Annotated in this window: 15 protein-coding genes; 13 read left to right on the top strand and 2 right to left on the bottom strand. The window is 64.0% G+C overall.

The genetic code is table 11. From position 1 onward, the window contains the following. Nucleotides 1-54: 54 nt before the first annotated feature. The 12 genes from ACNAOU_RS00825 to ACNAOU_RS00880 all read left to right on the top strand — a co-directional run bounded on the left by ACNAOU_RS00825 (nucleotide 55) and on the right by ACNAOU_RS00880 (nucleotide 12163). Nucleotides 55-2547, top strand: a complete 2493-nt coding sequence (locus ACNAOU_RS00825; protein ID WP_018780101.1) for an ATP-dependent Clp protease ATP-binding subunit — start codon at nucleotides 55-57, stop codon at nucleotides 2545-2547. 80 nt (nucleotides 2548-2627) lie between these two features. Next, on the top strand, nucleotides 2628-3866 hold the full coding sequence (locus tag ACNAOU_RS00830) for a glycosyltransferase (RefSeq protein WP_354628375.1): 1239 nt from the start codon (nucleotides 2628-2630) through the stop codon (nucleotides 3864-3866). A gap of 84 nt (nucleotides 3867-3950) precedes the next feature. Beyond that, complete coding sequence (locus ACNAOU_RS00835; RefSeq protein ID WP_422758649.1) at nucleotides 3951-6053, top strand: S9 family peptidase; 2103 nt, start codon at nucleotides 3951-3953, stop codon at nucleotides 6051-6053. A 272-nt stretch (nucleotides 6054-6325) separates the two neighbouring features. Then, nucleotides 6326-6835 (top strand): amino-acid N-acetyltransferase, encoded by a 510-nt coding sequence (locus ACNAOU_RS00840; protein WP_422757811.1) that lies wholly within the window; start codon nucleotides 6326-6328, stop codon nucleotides 6833-6835. Between the two features lie 190 nt (nucleotides 6836-7025). Further along, entirely contained in the window at nucleotides 7026-8471 is a 1446-nt protein-coding gene (locus ACNAOU_RS00845) for an FAD-binding oxidoreductase (protein ID WP_275777307.1), read from the top strand. Nucleotides 8472-8485: 14 nt separating this feature from the next. Beyond that, entirely contained in the window at nucleotides 8486-8674 is a 189-nt protein-coding gene (locus ACNAOU_RS00850; protein ID WP_018780106.1) for a hypothetical protein, read from the top strand. 147 nt (nucleotides 8675-8821) lie between these two features. Beyond that, nucleotides 8822-9823, top strand: coding sequence for a dihydroxyacetone kinase subunit DhaK (gene dhaK, locus ACNAOU_RS00855; protein WP_422757812.1), 1002 nt, complete (start codon nucleotides 8822-8824; stop codon nucleotides 9821-9823). Nucleotides 9824-9825: 2 nt separating this feature from the next. Beyond that, nucleotides 9826-10488, top strand: a complete 663-nt coding sequence (dhaL, locus tag ACNAOU_RS00860; RefSeq protein ID WP_110505888.1) for a dihydroxyacetone kinase subunit DhaL — start codon at nucleotides 9826-9828, stop codon at nucleotides 10486-10488. Then, nucleotides 10485-11183, top strand: coding sequence for a dihydroxyacetone kinase phosphoryl donor subunit DhaM (gene dhaM / locus ACNAOU_RS00865; protein WP_422757813.1), 699 nt, complete (start codon nucleotides 10485-10487; stop codon nucleotides 11181-11183). Before dhaL ends, dhaM begins: the two co-directional genes overlap by 4 nt. A gap of 89 nt (nucleotides 11184-11272) precedes the next feature. Continuing rightward, nucleotides 11273-11449: a CsbD family protein gene (locus ACNAOU_RS00870; protein ID WP_018780110.1), complete on the top strand. Its 177-nt coding sequence runs from the start codon at nucleotides 11273-11275 to the stop codon at nucleotides 11447-11449. Nucleotides 11450-11540: 91 nt separating this feature from the next. Further along, the gene (locus ACNAOU_RS00875) at nucleotides 11541-11801 is read left to right on the top strand and encodes a DUF4235 domain-containing protein (protein ID WP_422757814.1); all 261 of its coding nucleotides are present in this window, start codon (nucleotides 11541-11543) and stop codon (nucleotides 11799-11801) included. Nucleotides 11802-11803: 2 nt separating this feature from the next. After that, a complete protein-coding gene (locus tag ACNAOU_RS00880; protein WP_422757815.1) occupies nucleotides 11804-12163 on the top strand; it encodes a VOC family protein in 360 nt (119 codons plus the stop codon). On the opposite strand, the gene ACNAOU_RS00885 is transcribed toward ACNAOU_RS00880, so the two are convergent. After that, nucleotides 12160-12672: a VOC family protein gene (locus ACNAOU_RS00885; protein WP_422757816.1), complete on the bottom strand. Its 513-nt coding sequence runs from the start codon at nucleotides 12670-12672 to the stop codon at nucleotides 12160-12162. The two genes, ACNAOU_RS00880 and ACNAOU_RS00885, sit on opposite strands and share 4 nt — an antisense overlap. Nucleotides 12673-12792: 120 nt before the next feature. Here ACNAOU_RS00885 and ACNAOU_RS00890 point away from each other — a divergent pair, with 120 nt between their 5' ends. After that, nucleotides 12793-12993 carry a hypothetical protein gene (locus ACNAOU_RS00890; protein ID WP_018780114.1) on the top strand — a complete coding sequence of 67 codons (201 nt, stop codon included), beginning with the start codon at nucleotides 12793-12795 and terminating at the stop codon, nucleotides 12991-12993. Between the two features lie 30 nt (nucleotides 12994-13023). Here the strand turns inward: ACNAOU_RS00890 and ACNAOU_RS00895 are convergent, their stop codons facing one another. Then, complete coding sequence (locus ACNAOU_RS00895) at nucleotides 13024-13755, bottom strand: GAF and ANTAR domain-containing protein (protein ID WP_422757817.1); 732 nt, start codon at nucleotides 13753-13755, stop codon at nucleotides 13024-13026. Between the last annotated feature and the right edge of the window lie 250 nt (nucleotides 13756-14005).

Consider the following 14005-nt stretch of genomic DNA (forward strand, 5'->3'; position numbering starts at 1 on the left):
AGTGTTGCCCGGGCACGTAGCATCAAAGTACGTCGTAGCTAGGAGTGTGGCGAAATGTTTGAGAGATTTACGGACCGTGCCCGTCGCGTGGTCGTCCTTGCCCAAGAAGAGGCACGGATGCTCAACCACAATTACATTGGTACCGAGCACATCCTCTTGGGTCTGATCCACGAGGGTGAAGGCGTTGCAGCCAAGGCGCTCGAGTCCCTGAGCATTTCGCTCGATGGCGTTCGCGAGCAGGTGCAGGAGATCATCGGCCAGGGCCAGCAGGCCCCGTCCGGTCACATCCCCTTCACGCCGCGCGCCAAGAAGGTGCTTGAGCTTTCGCTCCGCGAGGCACTGCAGCTCGGCCACAACTACATCGGTACTGAGCACATCCTGCTCGGCCTCATTCGCGAAGGCGAAGGCGTTGCCGCACAGGTGCTGGTCAAGCTTGGTGCAGACCTCAACCGGGTCCGCCAGCAGGTCATCCAGCTGCTCTCCGGCTACCAGGGCAAGGAGACCGCAGGCAGCGGCTCCGGCCAGGGCCAGCCCGAAGGTACCCCCGCCGGCTCAGTGGTGCTGGACCAGTTCGGCCGCAACCTGACGCAGGCTGCCCGCGAAAACAAGCTCGATCCTGTGATCGGCCGCGAGCAGGAGATGGAACGCGTCATGCAGGTCCTCTCCCGCCGCACCAAGAACAACCCCGTGCTGATCGGTGAGCCGGGCGTCGGCAAGACCGCCGTCGTCGAAGGCCTCGCCCAGGCGATCGTCCGCGGCGATGTCCCGGAGACCATCAAGGACAAGCAGCTCTACACGCTGGACCTTGGCTCACTGGTTGCCGGCTCCCGCTACCGCGGTGACTTCGAAGAGCGCCTGAAGAAGGTCCTCAAGGAAATCCGCACCCGCGGCGACATCATTCTGTTCATCGACGAGATCCACACCCTCGTTGGTGCAGGTGCTGCCGAAGGCGCCATTGATGCTGCGTCCATCCTGAAGCCGATGCTTGCCCGTGGCGAACTCCAGACCATTGGTGCCACCACCCTGGACGAGTACCGCAAGCACATCGAGAAGGACGCCGCTCTTGAGCGCCGCTTCCAGCCGATCCAGGTCAAGGAACCCTCCGTCGCGCACGCGATCGAGATCCTCAAGGGCCTTCGCGACCGTTACGAGGCACACCACCGCGTCACGATCACCGACGGCGCCCTCGCCTCAGCCGCGCAGCTGGCCGAACGCTACATTTCGGACCGCTTCCTGCCCGACAAGGCGATCGACCTCATCGATGAAGCCGGCGCACGCCTGCGCATCCGTCGGATGACGGCTCCGCCGGAGCTCAAGGCCATGGACGAGCGCATTGCCGAAGTGAAGATGGAGAAGGAATCCGCCATCGACGCCCAGGACTTTGAGGGTGCTGCCTCACTGCGCGACAAGGAGCAGAAGCTCATTGCCGAGCGCGCGGAGAAGGAACGCAACTGGAAGTCCGGCGGCATGGACGACATTTCCGAGGTTGACGAAGACCTGATTGCCGAAGTTCTTGCGAACTCCACGGGCATCCCTGTCTTCAAGCTCACCGAGGAAGAGTCCTCTCGACTGCTCAAGATGGAAGACGAACTGCACAAGCGCGTCGTCGGCCAGGACGAGGCCATCAAGGCTCTGTCGCAGGCCATCCGCCGCACCCGTGCAGGCCTGAAGGACCCCAAGCGTCCCGGTGGCTCGTTCATCTTCGCCGGCCCGACCGGCGTCGGAAAGACCGAACTCGCCAAGGCTCTTGCCGAGTTCCTGTTCGGTGAAGAGGACGCCCTCATCACGCTGGACATGTCCGAGTACTCCGAGAAGCACACGGTTTCGCGTCTCTTCGGTGCTCCTCCGGGCTACGTCGGCTACGAAGAAGGCGGCCAGCTCACCGAGAAGGTCCGCAGGCGTCCGTTCTCCGTGGTCCTGTTCGATGAAGTAGAGAAGGCCCACGCGGACCTCTTCAACTCCCTGCTGCAGATTCTGGAAGACGGCCGCTTGACCGACTCCCAGGGCCGCGTGGTGGACTTCAAGAACACCGTGATCATCATGACCACCAACCTTGGTACCCGCGACATCTCCAAGAGCGTGGCCACGGGCTTCCAGTCCGGCACGGACACCCAGACGGGCTACAACCGGATGCGTGCCCGGGTCACGGAAGAGCTCAAGCAGCACTTCCGCCCCGAGTTCCTCAACCGCGTTGACGACGTCGTGGTGTTCCCGCAGCTGACCCAGGACGAGATCATCGAGATCGTGGACCTGTTCGTCACCCGCCTGGAGCGCCGCCTCAAGGACAAGGACATGGGCATCGAGCTCACGCCCGCAGCCAAGGTACTTTTGGCCACGCGTGGTTACGATCCCGCCATGGGTGCCCGACCGCTGCGCCGGACCATCCAGCGCGAGATCGAGGACCAGCTGTCCGAGAAGATCCTGTTCGGTGAGATCCACTCCGGCGACATCGTCGTGGTGGATGTGGATGGCGAAGGTGACGACGCCAAGTTCACGTTCGAAGGGAACGCCAAGCCGCGCATCCCGGAGATCGCTCCCACCGCGTAAGGCACATAGCCTCACAGCACAAAGCCCCGCCCGCTCCGCAAGGAGCAGGCGGGGCTTTGTGCAATCCGAGAAAGGAATTCATGCGCGTTTTGATGGTGGCTCCGGGCACGCGGGGTGACGTTGCCCCCATGGCCGGGCTAGGTAACCGCTTGCAGGGCCTGGGCTTCGAGGTTGCGATTGCGGCCAACCCTGCCTATGCGCCTTTGGTGGTGGATTCGGGGTGCGAATTCAGGCTCCTGCCCGGTGACCTGGCGGCTTTGATCAGCCACCCGGCCCCGGGTGCAAAGGCCCCGGGTGCAAATACCCCGGGTGCAAAGGCCCAGGGTGCAAGCGTGCTCGATTTCTGGAGAAACCTCCGGGAGTACATGGACGATGCCGCCACCGGCACTCTCGCGGCGGCCGAGGCTGGGGCCGACGTGATTCTGGCCAATTCGGTGGCGCCCTACGCGTATGACGTTGCGGAGGCATTCGGCATTCCCGCCCTCGGGGCACACCTGCAGCCGACCGAACCAAGCGCCGCCTATCCGCCTGTGCTGATGAACTCGGCACGCAGTCTTGGTTCGCTGGGGAACAGGATCATTGGTGAGCGCGCATCCGCTGGCCCGGCGCCCTATGACGCCCCCAGCGCCCGCCTTCGAAAGGCGCTGGGGCTGAAAAAGGAAAGCCGTGCGGCCGGAGAGCGGAGGCGGAGGAAGGCGTCGGCCACTGTCCTGCACGGCGTCAGCCCGACCGTTCTCCCGAGGCCCGCCGATTGGCATCCCGGCTTGGTGATGGCCGGATACTGGTGGCCCGCCGTCAAACAGGATTGGCAACCGCCTGCTGGCCTGGTGGATTTCCTGGCCGACGGTCCGCCGCCTGTTTTCGTGGGCTTTGGCAGCAGTGCACACATTGACCCGGAGTTCATCCTCGAAGCCACGCGCCGCGCCGGGGTGAGGGCTGTGGTGCAGGGCGTGGAGGATTCCCTGGGTCCGGACGCGATCGGCATCGGAAGTGTTCCGCATGAGTGGTTGTTCCCGCGCATGGCTGCCGTGGTTCATCACGCAGGGGCGGGAACCACCGCCGCCGGCTTGCGTGCCGGTATGCCGACCGTGGGCGTGCCCGTTTACACGGACCAGCCTCTCTGGGCTTCCCGGGTGGCCGCCCTCGGTGCCGGACCCGGGCCAATCCCGTACAAGAAGCTCACTGCAGAACGGCTCGGAGAGGCCATCAATCTAGCCGTGAACACCCCGTCGTATGCACAGCGGGCGGAGGAACTCGCGGCGCGCATAGCTACCGAAGATGGAACCGTCGCAGTAGTCGAGGCTTTGCGGCGCCTCTGAGACCTTGGGGAATATCTGAAAGTACTGTTTCACTCTGAGTGAAAACATGTGTGATCAGGAGCACATTTCGTGTTGAATCAGAGCATGGACTCTGCTGACACTCATGCCTCGGGCGAACAGCCCGAAACACCGTTCCACGATCTGGACCACTACCTCTCCATTCCACGGGTTGCCGGCCTCACCCTAAGCCCGGACGGCAAGCGCCTTGTCACCACCGTGACGACGCTGAACGGCAAGGCGACAGAATTCGCTACGGCCCTCTGGGAGCTCGACCCCAGCGGCCGGAACCACGCACGCCGCATCACCCGAAGCGCCAAAGGTGAGGCCGGCGCCGTCTTCGCCGCCAATGGCGACCTGTACTTCACCTCGGCGCGCCCGGATCCGGAAAGCCCGGACGCCGACCCCGTCAACGCACTATGGCTGCTCCCCGCGGACGGAGGAGAAGCCCGCGTGGTGCACTCCCGGGCCGGCGGGATCAGTTCCGTCATGGCCGCGAAGGACGCAGACGCGACCTTCGTCAATGCCGAGGTCCTGGCCGGTTCCACGGACGAGGACAACGACGAAGAACGCCGCAAGGCCCGCAAGGATAAAAAAGTTTCCGCCATTCTGCACACGGGCTACCCCGTACGCTACTGGGATGCCGACCTCGGTCCCGCAGAGCCGCGGCTCTTCGCTGTGGAGCCGGGCGAGGCGAAGGAGCCCGGCAAACCTTCCACCGTGGATGCCAGCGCGCCGCTCACGCTTCGCAACTTGACGCCCGGCGTCGGCGGTTCGCTGCGCGAGGCCAAAACCGTGGTGAGTCCCGACGGCAAGACCATCTACACAAGCATGACCAAAGCGCTTGCGAAAGCAGACAGCCGCGAGGTGCTCGCCGCCGTCGACGTCGCCACGGGCGCCATCAAGGTGCTGCTGGACCATGAGGGCATGAGCTACTTCCCTGGGCCGGTCGGCCCGGACAACCGCACGCTGGTGGTGGAGAGCGAAAGCGACACGACGCCCACGCAGGCGCCCCAGGTAAAGCTTCACCTGCTGAACGTTGCGGGCGGAGAAACCACTGATCTGGAGCCCCTCGCCCACCAGTGGGACCGATGGGCAACTGCGCTCGCCTGGCTGCCGGACGGCTCTGCCATCCTTGCCAAAGCGGACGACGACGGCGCGTCGCCGATTTTCAGGATCAACGTCGCCGACGGTGGCGTTACCCAGGTGACGAAGGACGGTGCGGCGTACACCGACGTCGTGGTTTCACCCGACGGAACCACAGCGTATGCGTTGCGCAGCTCGTACGGGTTCCCGCCCGAGGCCGTGCGGATCGACCTCGCCACCGGAGAGGTGGTCCGGCTGCCGGCGCCGGCGGAACGTCCCGCCTACAAGGGCAGGCTGGAGCGTGTGGAGACGACGGCGGAAGACGGCTCACGCGTGCCCGCTTATCTGGCGCTCCCGGACAAGGCCTCCGCAGACAGCCCCGCACCGCTGCTCCTGTGGATCCATGGCGGCCCCCTGGGCTCGTGGAATGCCTGGACCTGGCGCTGGAACCCGTGGCTGTTGGTTGCCAAGGGCTACGCCGTCCTGCTGCCGGATCCCGCCCTGTCCACGGGCTACGGGCAGGAATTTATCGAGCGCGGCTGGGGTGAATGGGGAAAGAAGCCCTTCACGGACCTGATGGCCATCACTGACGCGGTGGTGGCCAGGCAGGACATTGACGAAACAAGGACTGCGGCCATGGGTGGCTCGTTCGGCGGCTACATGGCCAACTGGGTGGCCGGCCAGACGGATCGGTTCAAGGCGATCGTCACCCACGCCAGCCTGTGGGCGCTGGACCAGTTCGGTCCCACCACTGATGCGGCCCAGTACTGGCTGAAGGAAATGACCGTGGAGATGGCCATGGCCAATTCCCCGCACCTGAACGTGGGCAACATCAAAACGCCCCTGCTGGTGATCCATGGAGACAAGGATTATCGGGTACCGATCGGTGAAGGCCTGCGTCTTTGGTACGAGCTCCTGTCCTCCTCCCAGCTGCCCGCTGATGAGAATGGCCAGAGCCCGCACCGCTTCCTGTACTTCCCGGACGAAAACCACTGGGTGCTGCAGCCGCAGCACGCGAAGGTCTGGTATGGCGTGGTGGAACACTTCCTGGCCAAGCAGGTGCTGGGCGAGGACGTTGCGCTGCCGGAGGAGCTGGGGGTCTGATGCAGGACGGCAGCTTGGCGGATCAGCTTCCGCACAACCGCCGGATGCCGGGGGCATAGGCGTCGGGAATCTCCAGTATTCCGCCGTGCTGCCAGATGCGCTTGCGGCCGTGGCCTGGCGTTGGATGAACTTTGCGAACTGGAAGCCGATTCCGTGCGTAAGAGGATGGCTGCCGTACCAACTCTTAGGCCAATAAGTCTTGGCGCAGGACGCGGCACCCACGTTTGTGGTCACGAAGCCCCCACTTCCGCGCACCTCGTTAGGATGGGGGAGTGAATTCGTCCTTCAGCCTTCGCCCTGCCCGCACCAGCGATGTGGCGGCCATCAAGAGGTTGGTGGCACCCTTGGCCGAGGAGCGGATCCTGATGGCCAAGGAGACTGTGGCTTACTACGAGAGTCTCCAGGAATTCCGGATTGCCGAGTCCGATTCCGGCGAGGTCATCGGCTGCGGAGCCCTGCACGTGATGTGGGAGGATCTGGCAGAGATCCGCACTCTGGCCGCAGCTGACTCCTGGCGTGGCCGCGGCGTGGGTCATGTGCTGGTGGAGAACCTGCTGGAAGAGGCGAAGGCGCTGGGTGTCAGCCGGGTGTTCTGCCTGACCTTTGAAGTGGACTTCTTCAAGCGCCATGGATTCGAAGTCATGGCGGACCAGTCGGCCGTTGACCCGCAGGTCTACTCCGAGCTGCTGCGCTCGCATGACGAAGGTGTGGCAGAATTCCTGGACCTCGCCCGGGTCAAGCCCAATACCCTGGGCAACACCCGCATGATCAAGCAGCTTTAGGGCGTACGCGGCACTTCCCGAAAAAATCCAGGCGAAAAGATCCACAAAAAAATCCACGCAACTTGGCGTGCAATCAACCCTGCCCGATTATGGGTGATTTATTAACTCTTCTCATATATCCAGTTGATGGATAAACTGGTCAAGGCTTGCTGGGGAAGCTTCCACCACTCGGTCAATTTGAGAGAAGATCATGCAGTCCCACGCGTCCTTTTCAGATGTTTCAGAACTCCAACTCAGCGTGCGCGGTCCAGTGTTCACGCCTGCCGATCCCGGCTTCGCCGCAGAGGTAGCGGCCTTTAATTTGTCCACCCAGCACCAACCGGATCTTGCCTTCGGCGCCCTCGACGCAGAGGACGTTGCGGCGGCGGTCCGTTGGGCTGCAGAACGCAGGATGCCCGTTTCCGTACAGTCCACCGGGCACGGCGCAACCAATGCCATTGAAGGCGGGCTGCTGATCAGCACCCGCCGCATGCTGGAACTCAGCATCGATCCCATCGAGAAGACGGCCCGCGTGGGTGCGGGCGTCCGCTGGAGGGCGGTGGTGGACCACGCCGCGACCTTCGGATTGATGGGACTCTGCGGTTCCACCACCGACGTCGGCGTGGTGGGTTACACGCTGGGCGGCGGCTTGCCGATCCTCGGCCGCAAGTACGGTTTCGCCTCGGACCACGTCATTGCCTTTGAGCTCGTCACCGCCGATGGCACCCAGCGCAGGGTGACCAAGGACGAGAACTCCGAACTCTTCTACCTCTTGCGCGGAGGCAAAGGGAATCTCGGCATCGTCACTGCCATGGAATTCCATTTGTTCCCAAGTTCGGACCTCTTTGCCGGCGGCCTCTACTACGACGGCGTCCATGCAGCCGCTGTCTTGCAGCAGTTCAGCGAATGGGTGCCGGAGCTGCCACCGGAAGCATCGGCGTCGTTGGCGTTCCTGCGGCTGCCGGATATGGACATCGTCCCCGAGCCCCTGCGCGGCAAGTTCGTCGTGCACCTTCGCTACGCCTACCAAGGCGATGCCGCTGTGGCCACGCAGCTCCTGGAGCCAATGCGCAAGAGCGCTCCGTTCATGATGGACGGAACGGGCCCCCTGGAATCCACCCAAATGGACATGGTCCATCAGGATCCGGAGCAGCCAGTGCCCGTGCGGGAACGGGGCTTCCTGCTGGACCGCCTGGACCAGGGCGCCAAGGATGCCATCCTGCGGCACTTCGGTCCCGACGTCCCAAGCCCCGTGCTGATGGCCGAAATCCGGCTCCTGGGTGGGGCTTTGGCTGTCTGCGCTGACGGGGAAGACATGGTGGGAGCCCGCGACGCCGCGTTCAGTTTCTTCATGGCGGGCATGGCTGTCCCGCCTTTGGCGGAGCTGCTTCCGGGCGTGTTCGACGCCGTTCGCGAGGACCTGCGCGACGCCTCCAGCGGCGGGACGTTCGTCAACCTGCACGGACACTTCGTGGACGCCGAGGACCGGGAGCGTCCGTGGGGACCAAGCGTCCGTGAGCGCCTCCGCAAGGCCAAGGCCGAATTGGATCCGCACAACATGTTCAGCTTTGGGCACGTCGTAGGGCTGCCGGTCATCGACCAGACCGTCCTGCTGGAAGACGTTGCCACCGGCGGCGACGCCGTTCTGAACAGCTGAAGGGGATGCGGACAATGGACCATAGGGTCACGTTCCCGGATTTCTCCGCCTTCCAGATCGACCTCCCCCACGGGCCGTGGCCGCATGAAGTCCACTGGACCGGCGACAGGAATTCGGACCCGGACCTCTACTCGGCGTTCTGGCCCGAGTTCAATCCCAGGCCGGAGGCGGACGGAGTGACGGCTCCGCCCACCAAGGACTAGGGGCTCGTCATCGACAGCGGCAGGGACAGCTATCAGGGCTGTTCCTGCCGCTATTTAAGTACTGTTTCCCACCCGGTAAGGCCTACCGGGGCCCCGGCTGCCGGTAGTAGGGTCAGAGCACCAGCCACAGCACGCCAGGAGCATCCAATGAAAAAGCTCATCAATGATCCACGCGCCGTGGTGGACGAGTCCGTTGACGGGTTCGGCATGGCGCATGCCGACATCGTGGACGTCCACCCCGACCCCAAGTTCGTCGTCCGGAAAGGTGCACCGGTTGCGGGCAAAGTTGCCCTCGTCTCCGGCGGTGGCAGCGGCCACGAGCCCCTCCACGCAGGCTTCGTCGGACTCGGCATGCTCGACGCCGCTGTCCCCGGCGCTGTCTTCACCTCACCAACACCGGACCAGATCATTCCGGCGACCGTCGCCGTCGACTCGGGTGCCGGCGTCGTGCATATCGTGAAGAACTACACCGGCGACGTCCTGAACTTTGAAACCGCAGCCGAAATGGCGCAGGCCGAAGGTGTGCGCGTCCGGTCGGTGCTGGTCAACGACGACGTGGCCGTGGAGGACTCGCTGTACACGGCCGGGCGCCGCGGTGTTGGCGGGACCGTCCTGGTGGAGAAGATCGCGGGAGCTTCCGCGCAACGCGGAGACGACCTCGACGCCGTGACGGCCATCGCCGAGAGGGTAGTTGCCAACGTCCGTACCATGGGCGTCGCCCTGTCCGGTTGCAAGGTGCCCCACGCGGGAACGCCGAGCTTCGAACTGGCCGATGACGAGATCGAGATCGGCATCGGCATCCACGGAGAGCCCGGCCGCCACAGGATCGCCATGGAAAGCGCCGACGCCATCACGGACCGCTTGCTTGAACCTGTGTTGGAGGACCTTTCCCTGGCCTCCGGCGACAAGGTGTTGTTGTTCGTCAACGGCATGGGCGGGACGCCGCTGAGTGAGTTGTACATCGTCTACCGGCGGGCGGCGCACGTCCTCGCCGAGCGTGGTGCCACCGTGGAGCGCTCCTTGGTGGGCAACTATGTGACGTCCCTGGAAATGCAGGGCTGTTCCGTCTCGGTGCTGCGCCTTGACGATGAAATGACCAGGCTCTGGGACGCCCCTGTTCACACCGCCGCCCTGCGATGGGGAGCCTGAGCATGGGCCTTGACGTCAAATGGGCGCAGGAATGGTTGAGGCTGTCCGCGAAAGCGATGGCGGAGCACAGGGTGGAGCTGATTGAGCTGGACCGGCCCATTGGCGACTCCGACCACGGCGAAAACATGGACCGCGGCTTCCAAGCCGTGCTGCAGAAGCTCGATGAAAGCCCGCCAGAAACCGCCGGAGCTGCGTTGAAGGCTGCGGCCATGGCTCTCATGTCCAAAGTGGGCGGTGCTGCCGGCCCGCTCTATGGCACGGCGTACCTGCGTGCGGCAACCTCCCTGGGTGAGGCCACCGACGTCGATCCCGACGCGCTCGCAGCGGCCCTCATCGCTGCGCGGGATGGCATCGTGGCACGCGGCAAGGCAGAAGTTGGCGACAAGACAATGATCGATGCCTGGACTCCTGCCGTGGAGGCCGCAAGTAAGGCTGCGGCCAGCGGCCTGGAAGCATTGGCTGTGCTGGAAGCTGCCGCGGACGCAGCGGAGGCCGGGGCCAGGGCAACGGACCCTCTGGTGGCGCGTAAAGGCCGGGCAAGCTACCTGGGCGACCGCAGTGCCGGTCATCGTGATCCCGGCGCGGCGTCAACCGCGCTGCTGCTGCGGGCAGCCGCGGAAGCAGCGGCCGGTCCAGTCGACGGCGCGGGAGCAGGTGACGGATGACGGTTGGGATCGTGGTTGTTTCGCACAGCAGCAAGATCGCTGAAGGGGCAGTTGAACTCGCCGCCCAGATGGCGCCCGACGTCGAGCTCGCCGCCGCCGGGGGCACTGACGACGACCGGATCGGGACCAGCCTGGAGAAGGTGCTGGCCGCCGTCGAACAGTCCCTGGTGGATTCCGGTGGTGACGGTGTGGTGGTGCTGACGGACCTCGGCTCGGCGGTAATGACGGCTGAGTCGGCAATGGAGTTCGCCAGCAATCCGGACGCCGTCCAGCTGGCGGATGCCCCGCTGGTGGAAGGGCTCGTGGCGGCTGCAGTCGCTGCGCAAGGAGGTGCCTGCGTCGACGATGTGCGCAAGGCCGCCGAGGCGGTCAGCTTTGGCGGCGGGGCTGAGCCGGACCGGCGCGACGGGCCGGCCGAAGCCAGCGGCCTGGGCGACCCGGATGCAACCGGCGACTTCGAACTCATCAACCCCCTGGGAATGCACGCGCGTCCGGCGGCAAAGATTGCAGGCGGACTATCCGGGCTGGACGCCGAAGTGACGGTGAACGGCGCTGACGGCATGTCCATCATGGCGCTCATGGCGCTCGCCGCGGGGCAGGGCTCCAGCCTCCACGTAGAAGCCCGGGGGAAGGATGCTTCGAAGGCCGTCGAGTACGTGGGCCGCTTGGTGAAAGAGGGCTTCGGTGAGCTTTAGTTTGCGCGGATTTTCCGCCAAATATTGCTAAGTATGCTGATTAGTGATGTTGTAGAGGTACAAGGTTCCTACGACGAAAGAGGTGCGACATGGGTGCAGACGACAAGATGGAAAATGCCGGCGAGAAGCTCGGCGGCAAGGCCAAGGAAGCTGCCGGCAAGCTGACTGACGACAAGGGCCTCGAAGCTGAAGGCAAAGGCGACCAGGTCAAGGCAGACCTCAAGGGTGCCGGCGAAAAGGTGAAAGACGCCTTCAAGAAGGACTAGGAATGTGGACGGGGCCGCTGCTGTTGCAGCGGCCCCGTCTTGTTGTGCGAGATACTGCTCCGGCAGTGAGCTGACTTGATGGAGGATCTTCGTGAACATACTGGTAAAGCTGTTTGGACTCGCCGCGAGCCTGGGCGCCGGCGCGCTCGCCAACAAGACGCTGGAAGGACTCTGGGAGAAGAAAACGGGCAAGCCCGCCCCCAAGGACGGCACGGACCTCAATGACTCTTTGCCTGGTGTCCTGGTGTTCGCCATTGTGTCCGCCGGCGTTGGCGCAGTTGTCCACGTCCTCACCCAACGGGGCACGAAGAGTGCCCTGGCCCGCATGAAAAAGACAGCTGACGAGGTTTAACCATGGCTATAGCTAAATTCCCGAGTGTTGTCATCGATTGTCCCGATGCGGCCGCACTGGCTGCCTTCTACGCCGAACTCTTCGGCTGGGAAGTCGAGGACAAGGGTGACTGGTTCGATATCCGGCCAGGTGACGGCAGCAACTGCATCTCTTTCCAGCAGGTGGACGTGTATCAGGCTCCCGTGTGGCCCGGCCAGACCATCCCGCAGCAAATGCACCTGGACATGATTGTGGAGGACTTGGACAAGAGTGAGGAAGTTGCACTCGCCCTCGGTGCCAGCAAGGCGGATCACCAGCCAGGGGAAACATTCCGGGTGCTCCTTGACCCGGCCGGACACCCGTTCTGCCTCTGCCTCAGCTAACCCTGCCGGGCCGCCCACTGCTCTACCCGGCGGTTGCTCTCCTCCTCGGAGAGGTCCTCGACACGGGTCATGATGGACCAGCGAACGCCGAAGGGGTCCCGGATGCTGGCGTACCGGTCACCTGAAACAAAGGTGGCCAGCGGTTCCCGGACGGTTGCTCCTGCTTGCTCGGCCTTGCGGACCAGGCCGTCCGCGTCGGCGCAGTACAGGCCCAGGGAGTAGCAATCGTCCTCGCCATCCGGAGCCGGTACCAAGTGGTAGTCCGGGTTTGGCTCGCCAAGCTGGAGATGGCCGTGGCCGAAGTCCAACTCCGCGTGGACAACCACACCACCCATCTCCGTCTCGCCCACCACACGGGCTCCGAAGACGTCGCGATAGAACCGGATGGCTTCCTTCGCGTTGGCCACGGCCAGGAACGGCGTGAGGCTGGTCAGGCCGTTGGGAACGCCATGGGTGGTGTACTGGCCGTTGGCTGCGGTAACTGATTCTGTGCTGGTTGTGTCGGTCATGGCTACGACGCTACGCGCCAGCCGGGCAGCAACGCTTGCAGATTCGCGACAGCTTCATGCCTGCGGCGGCCGGCAGGATGGAACCGACGATCGATACGCGCGGACCTAGGGGGAACAGTGATGAACGATCCACGGCAATCAGCTCGGAATCTTCTTGAACTGGACATCGTGACGATTGAGCGGTTATGGATCCGGTATTGGGCAGAAGGTGGAAGCGCGGATCTCCTGGAGCTGGATGCCTACGTGCATGAAGCCCTCAGGCCTCCCGCCTTCGAGCTCACTCTTCTTGGATGGGCCACGGAGAGGCTGCAGGGCGGCTGAGGACGCCGTTCACGGCGGGTCCAGTCCTGGCTATGGTCGGCGACCGGCAACGCCGTTGACTAGGGCCCGGGCCAATTCATGCAGTTTTTGGTTCCGGTCGTTGGAAGCCTTCTTCAGGATCTGGAATGCTTCATCCGGGGTGCACCTGTTCTGCGAAATAATCACACCGCAGGCAGTGTCGATGACCGACCGGGTTTCCATGGCGGCGTCAAGGTTCTCCGCTGTTTCGTTCAGGGTGGTTATCCGGATTGCTACCCGCAAGGCCTTGCCTGCGATTCCCGCGAAGGTGAGCGTGCCAGCAACGGCCTCGCGGGTAAATGTTCCGGGCTTGGGAGCAAAGAAGTTCAGGACAGCTGCAGAGTCATGCTCCAGCTCCATCGGCACGCCAAGAGTGCTCCGCATTCCGACGGCGGCCAGCTCCTGGCAGTATTTGTCCCACTGCGGCGAGGACAACGCGTCATCGAGAAGGACGGGGCGCCCGCTCTCCAGGGCGTCGATGCAGGGACCTTGCTCCAGCGACTGCTCGATCCGGTCCAGCAGCATCGCCTGTTCGCTGCTGCCTCCAATCGTCGCAGTACGTTTGCGTCGGCCCAACGTCACCGCACACTCAATTGCTGTTCCTGTGGACCGGGACGCTACCGCCGCGCCCAGTTCAGTAAGCCCGTTCAGGAACGCCCTGATGTCTTCGGCACTGGCAATCAGATCAGCCAGCTTGTTGGCGTCATCCGACCAGTCCTCCGCGGCCCCGGAACGCACAAACACCACCCGCCCTTCGCAAACAAGAACAAAGCACCAGGGGCCTCCCTGCTGAAGCCCGGGACACTCCGGTGCGGGAGAACCGGGGGATGTGAAGCACCCAGGCCGCCGCTTGGCACCAAAGTTCCGGCAATAATCTAGCAGCAATTCCGGTCATGAGGGACGGGACTCTGGCGCTCCACCGCGGCAGTACCACTGGTGGCCCCTGCAGTCGGCAGCCGGGGGCGGTATATTCGTCGCTGACGACAGCACACCG

It is taken from the genome of Paenarthrobacter sp. C1, from assembly GCF_049315185.1.
GTDB lineage: Bacteria > Actinomycetota > Actinomycetes > Actinomycetales > Micrococcaceae > Arthrobacter > Arthrobacter nicotinovorans.

Bases quoted from the DNA above. Each gene is read 5' to 3' on its own strand.
- ACNAOU_RS00825 (WP_018780101.1), top strand. From the start codon at position 55: ATGTTTGAGAGATTTACGGACCGTGCCCGTCGCGTGGTCGTCCTTGCC.
- ACNAOU_RS00830 (WP_354628375.1), top strand. From the start codon at position 2,628: ATGCGCGTTTTGATGGTGGCTCCGGGCACGCGGGGTGACGTTGCCCCC.
- ACNAOU_RS00835 (WP_422758649.1), top strand. From the start codon at position 3,951: ATGGACTCTGCTGACACTCATGCCTCGGGCGAACAGCCCGAAACACCG.
- ACNAOU_RS00845 (WP_275777307.1), top strand. From the start codon at position 7,026: ATGCAGTCCCACGCGTCCTTTTCAGATGTTTCAGAACTCCAACTCAGC.
- ACNAOU_RS00850 (WP_018780106.1), top strand. From the start codon at position 8,486: ATGGACCATAGGGTCACGTTCCCGGATTTCTCCGCCTTCCAGATCGAC.
- dhaK (WP_422757812.1), top strand. From the start codon at position 8,822: ATGAAAAAGCTCATCAATGATCCACGCGCCGTGGTGGACGAGTCCGTT.
- dhaL (WP_110505888.1), top strand. From the start codon at position 9,826: ATGGGCCTTGACGTCAAATGGGCGCAGGAATGGTTGAGGCTGTCCGCG.
- dhaM (WP_422757813.1), top strand. From the start codon at position 10,485: ATGACGGTTGGGATCGTGGTTGTTTCGCACAGCAGCAAGATCGCTGAA.
- ACNAOU_RS00870 (WP_018780110.1), top strand. From the start codon at position 11,273: ATGGGTGCAGACGACAAGATGGAAAATGCCGGCGAGAAGCTCGGCGGC.
- ACNAOU_RS00880 (WP_422757815.1), top strand. From the start codon at position 11,804: ATGGCTATAGCTAAATTCCCGAGTGTTGTCATCGATTGTCCCGATGCG.
- ACNAOU_RS00885 (WP_422757816.1), bottom strand. From the start codon at position 12,672: ATGACCGACACAACCAGCACAGAATCAGTTACCGCAGCCAACGGCCAG.
- ACNAOU_RS00890 (WP_018780114.1), top strand. From the start codon at position 12,793: ATGAACGATCCACGGCAATCAGCTCGGAATCTTCTTGAACTGGACATC.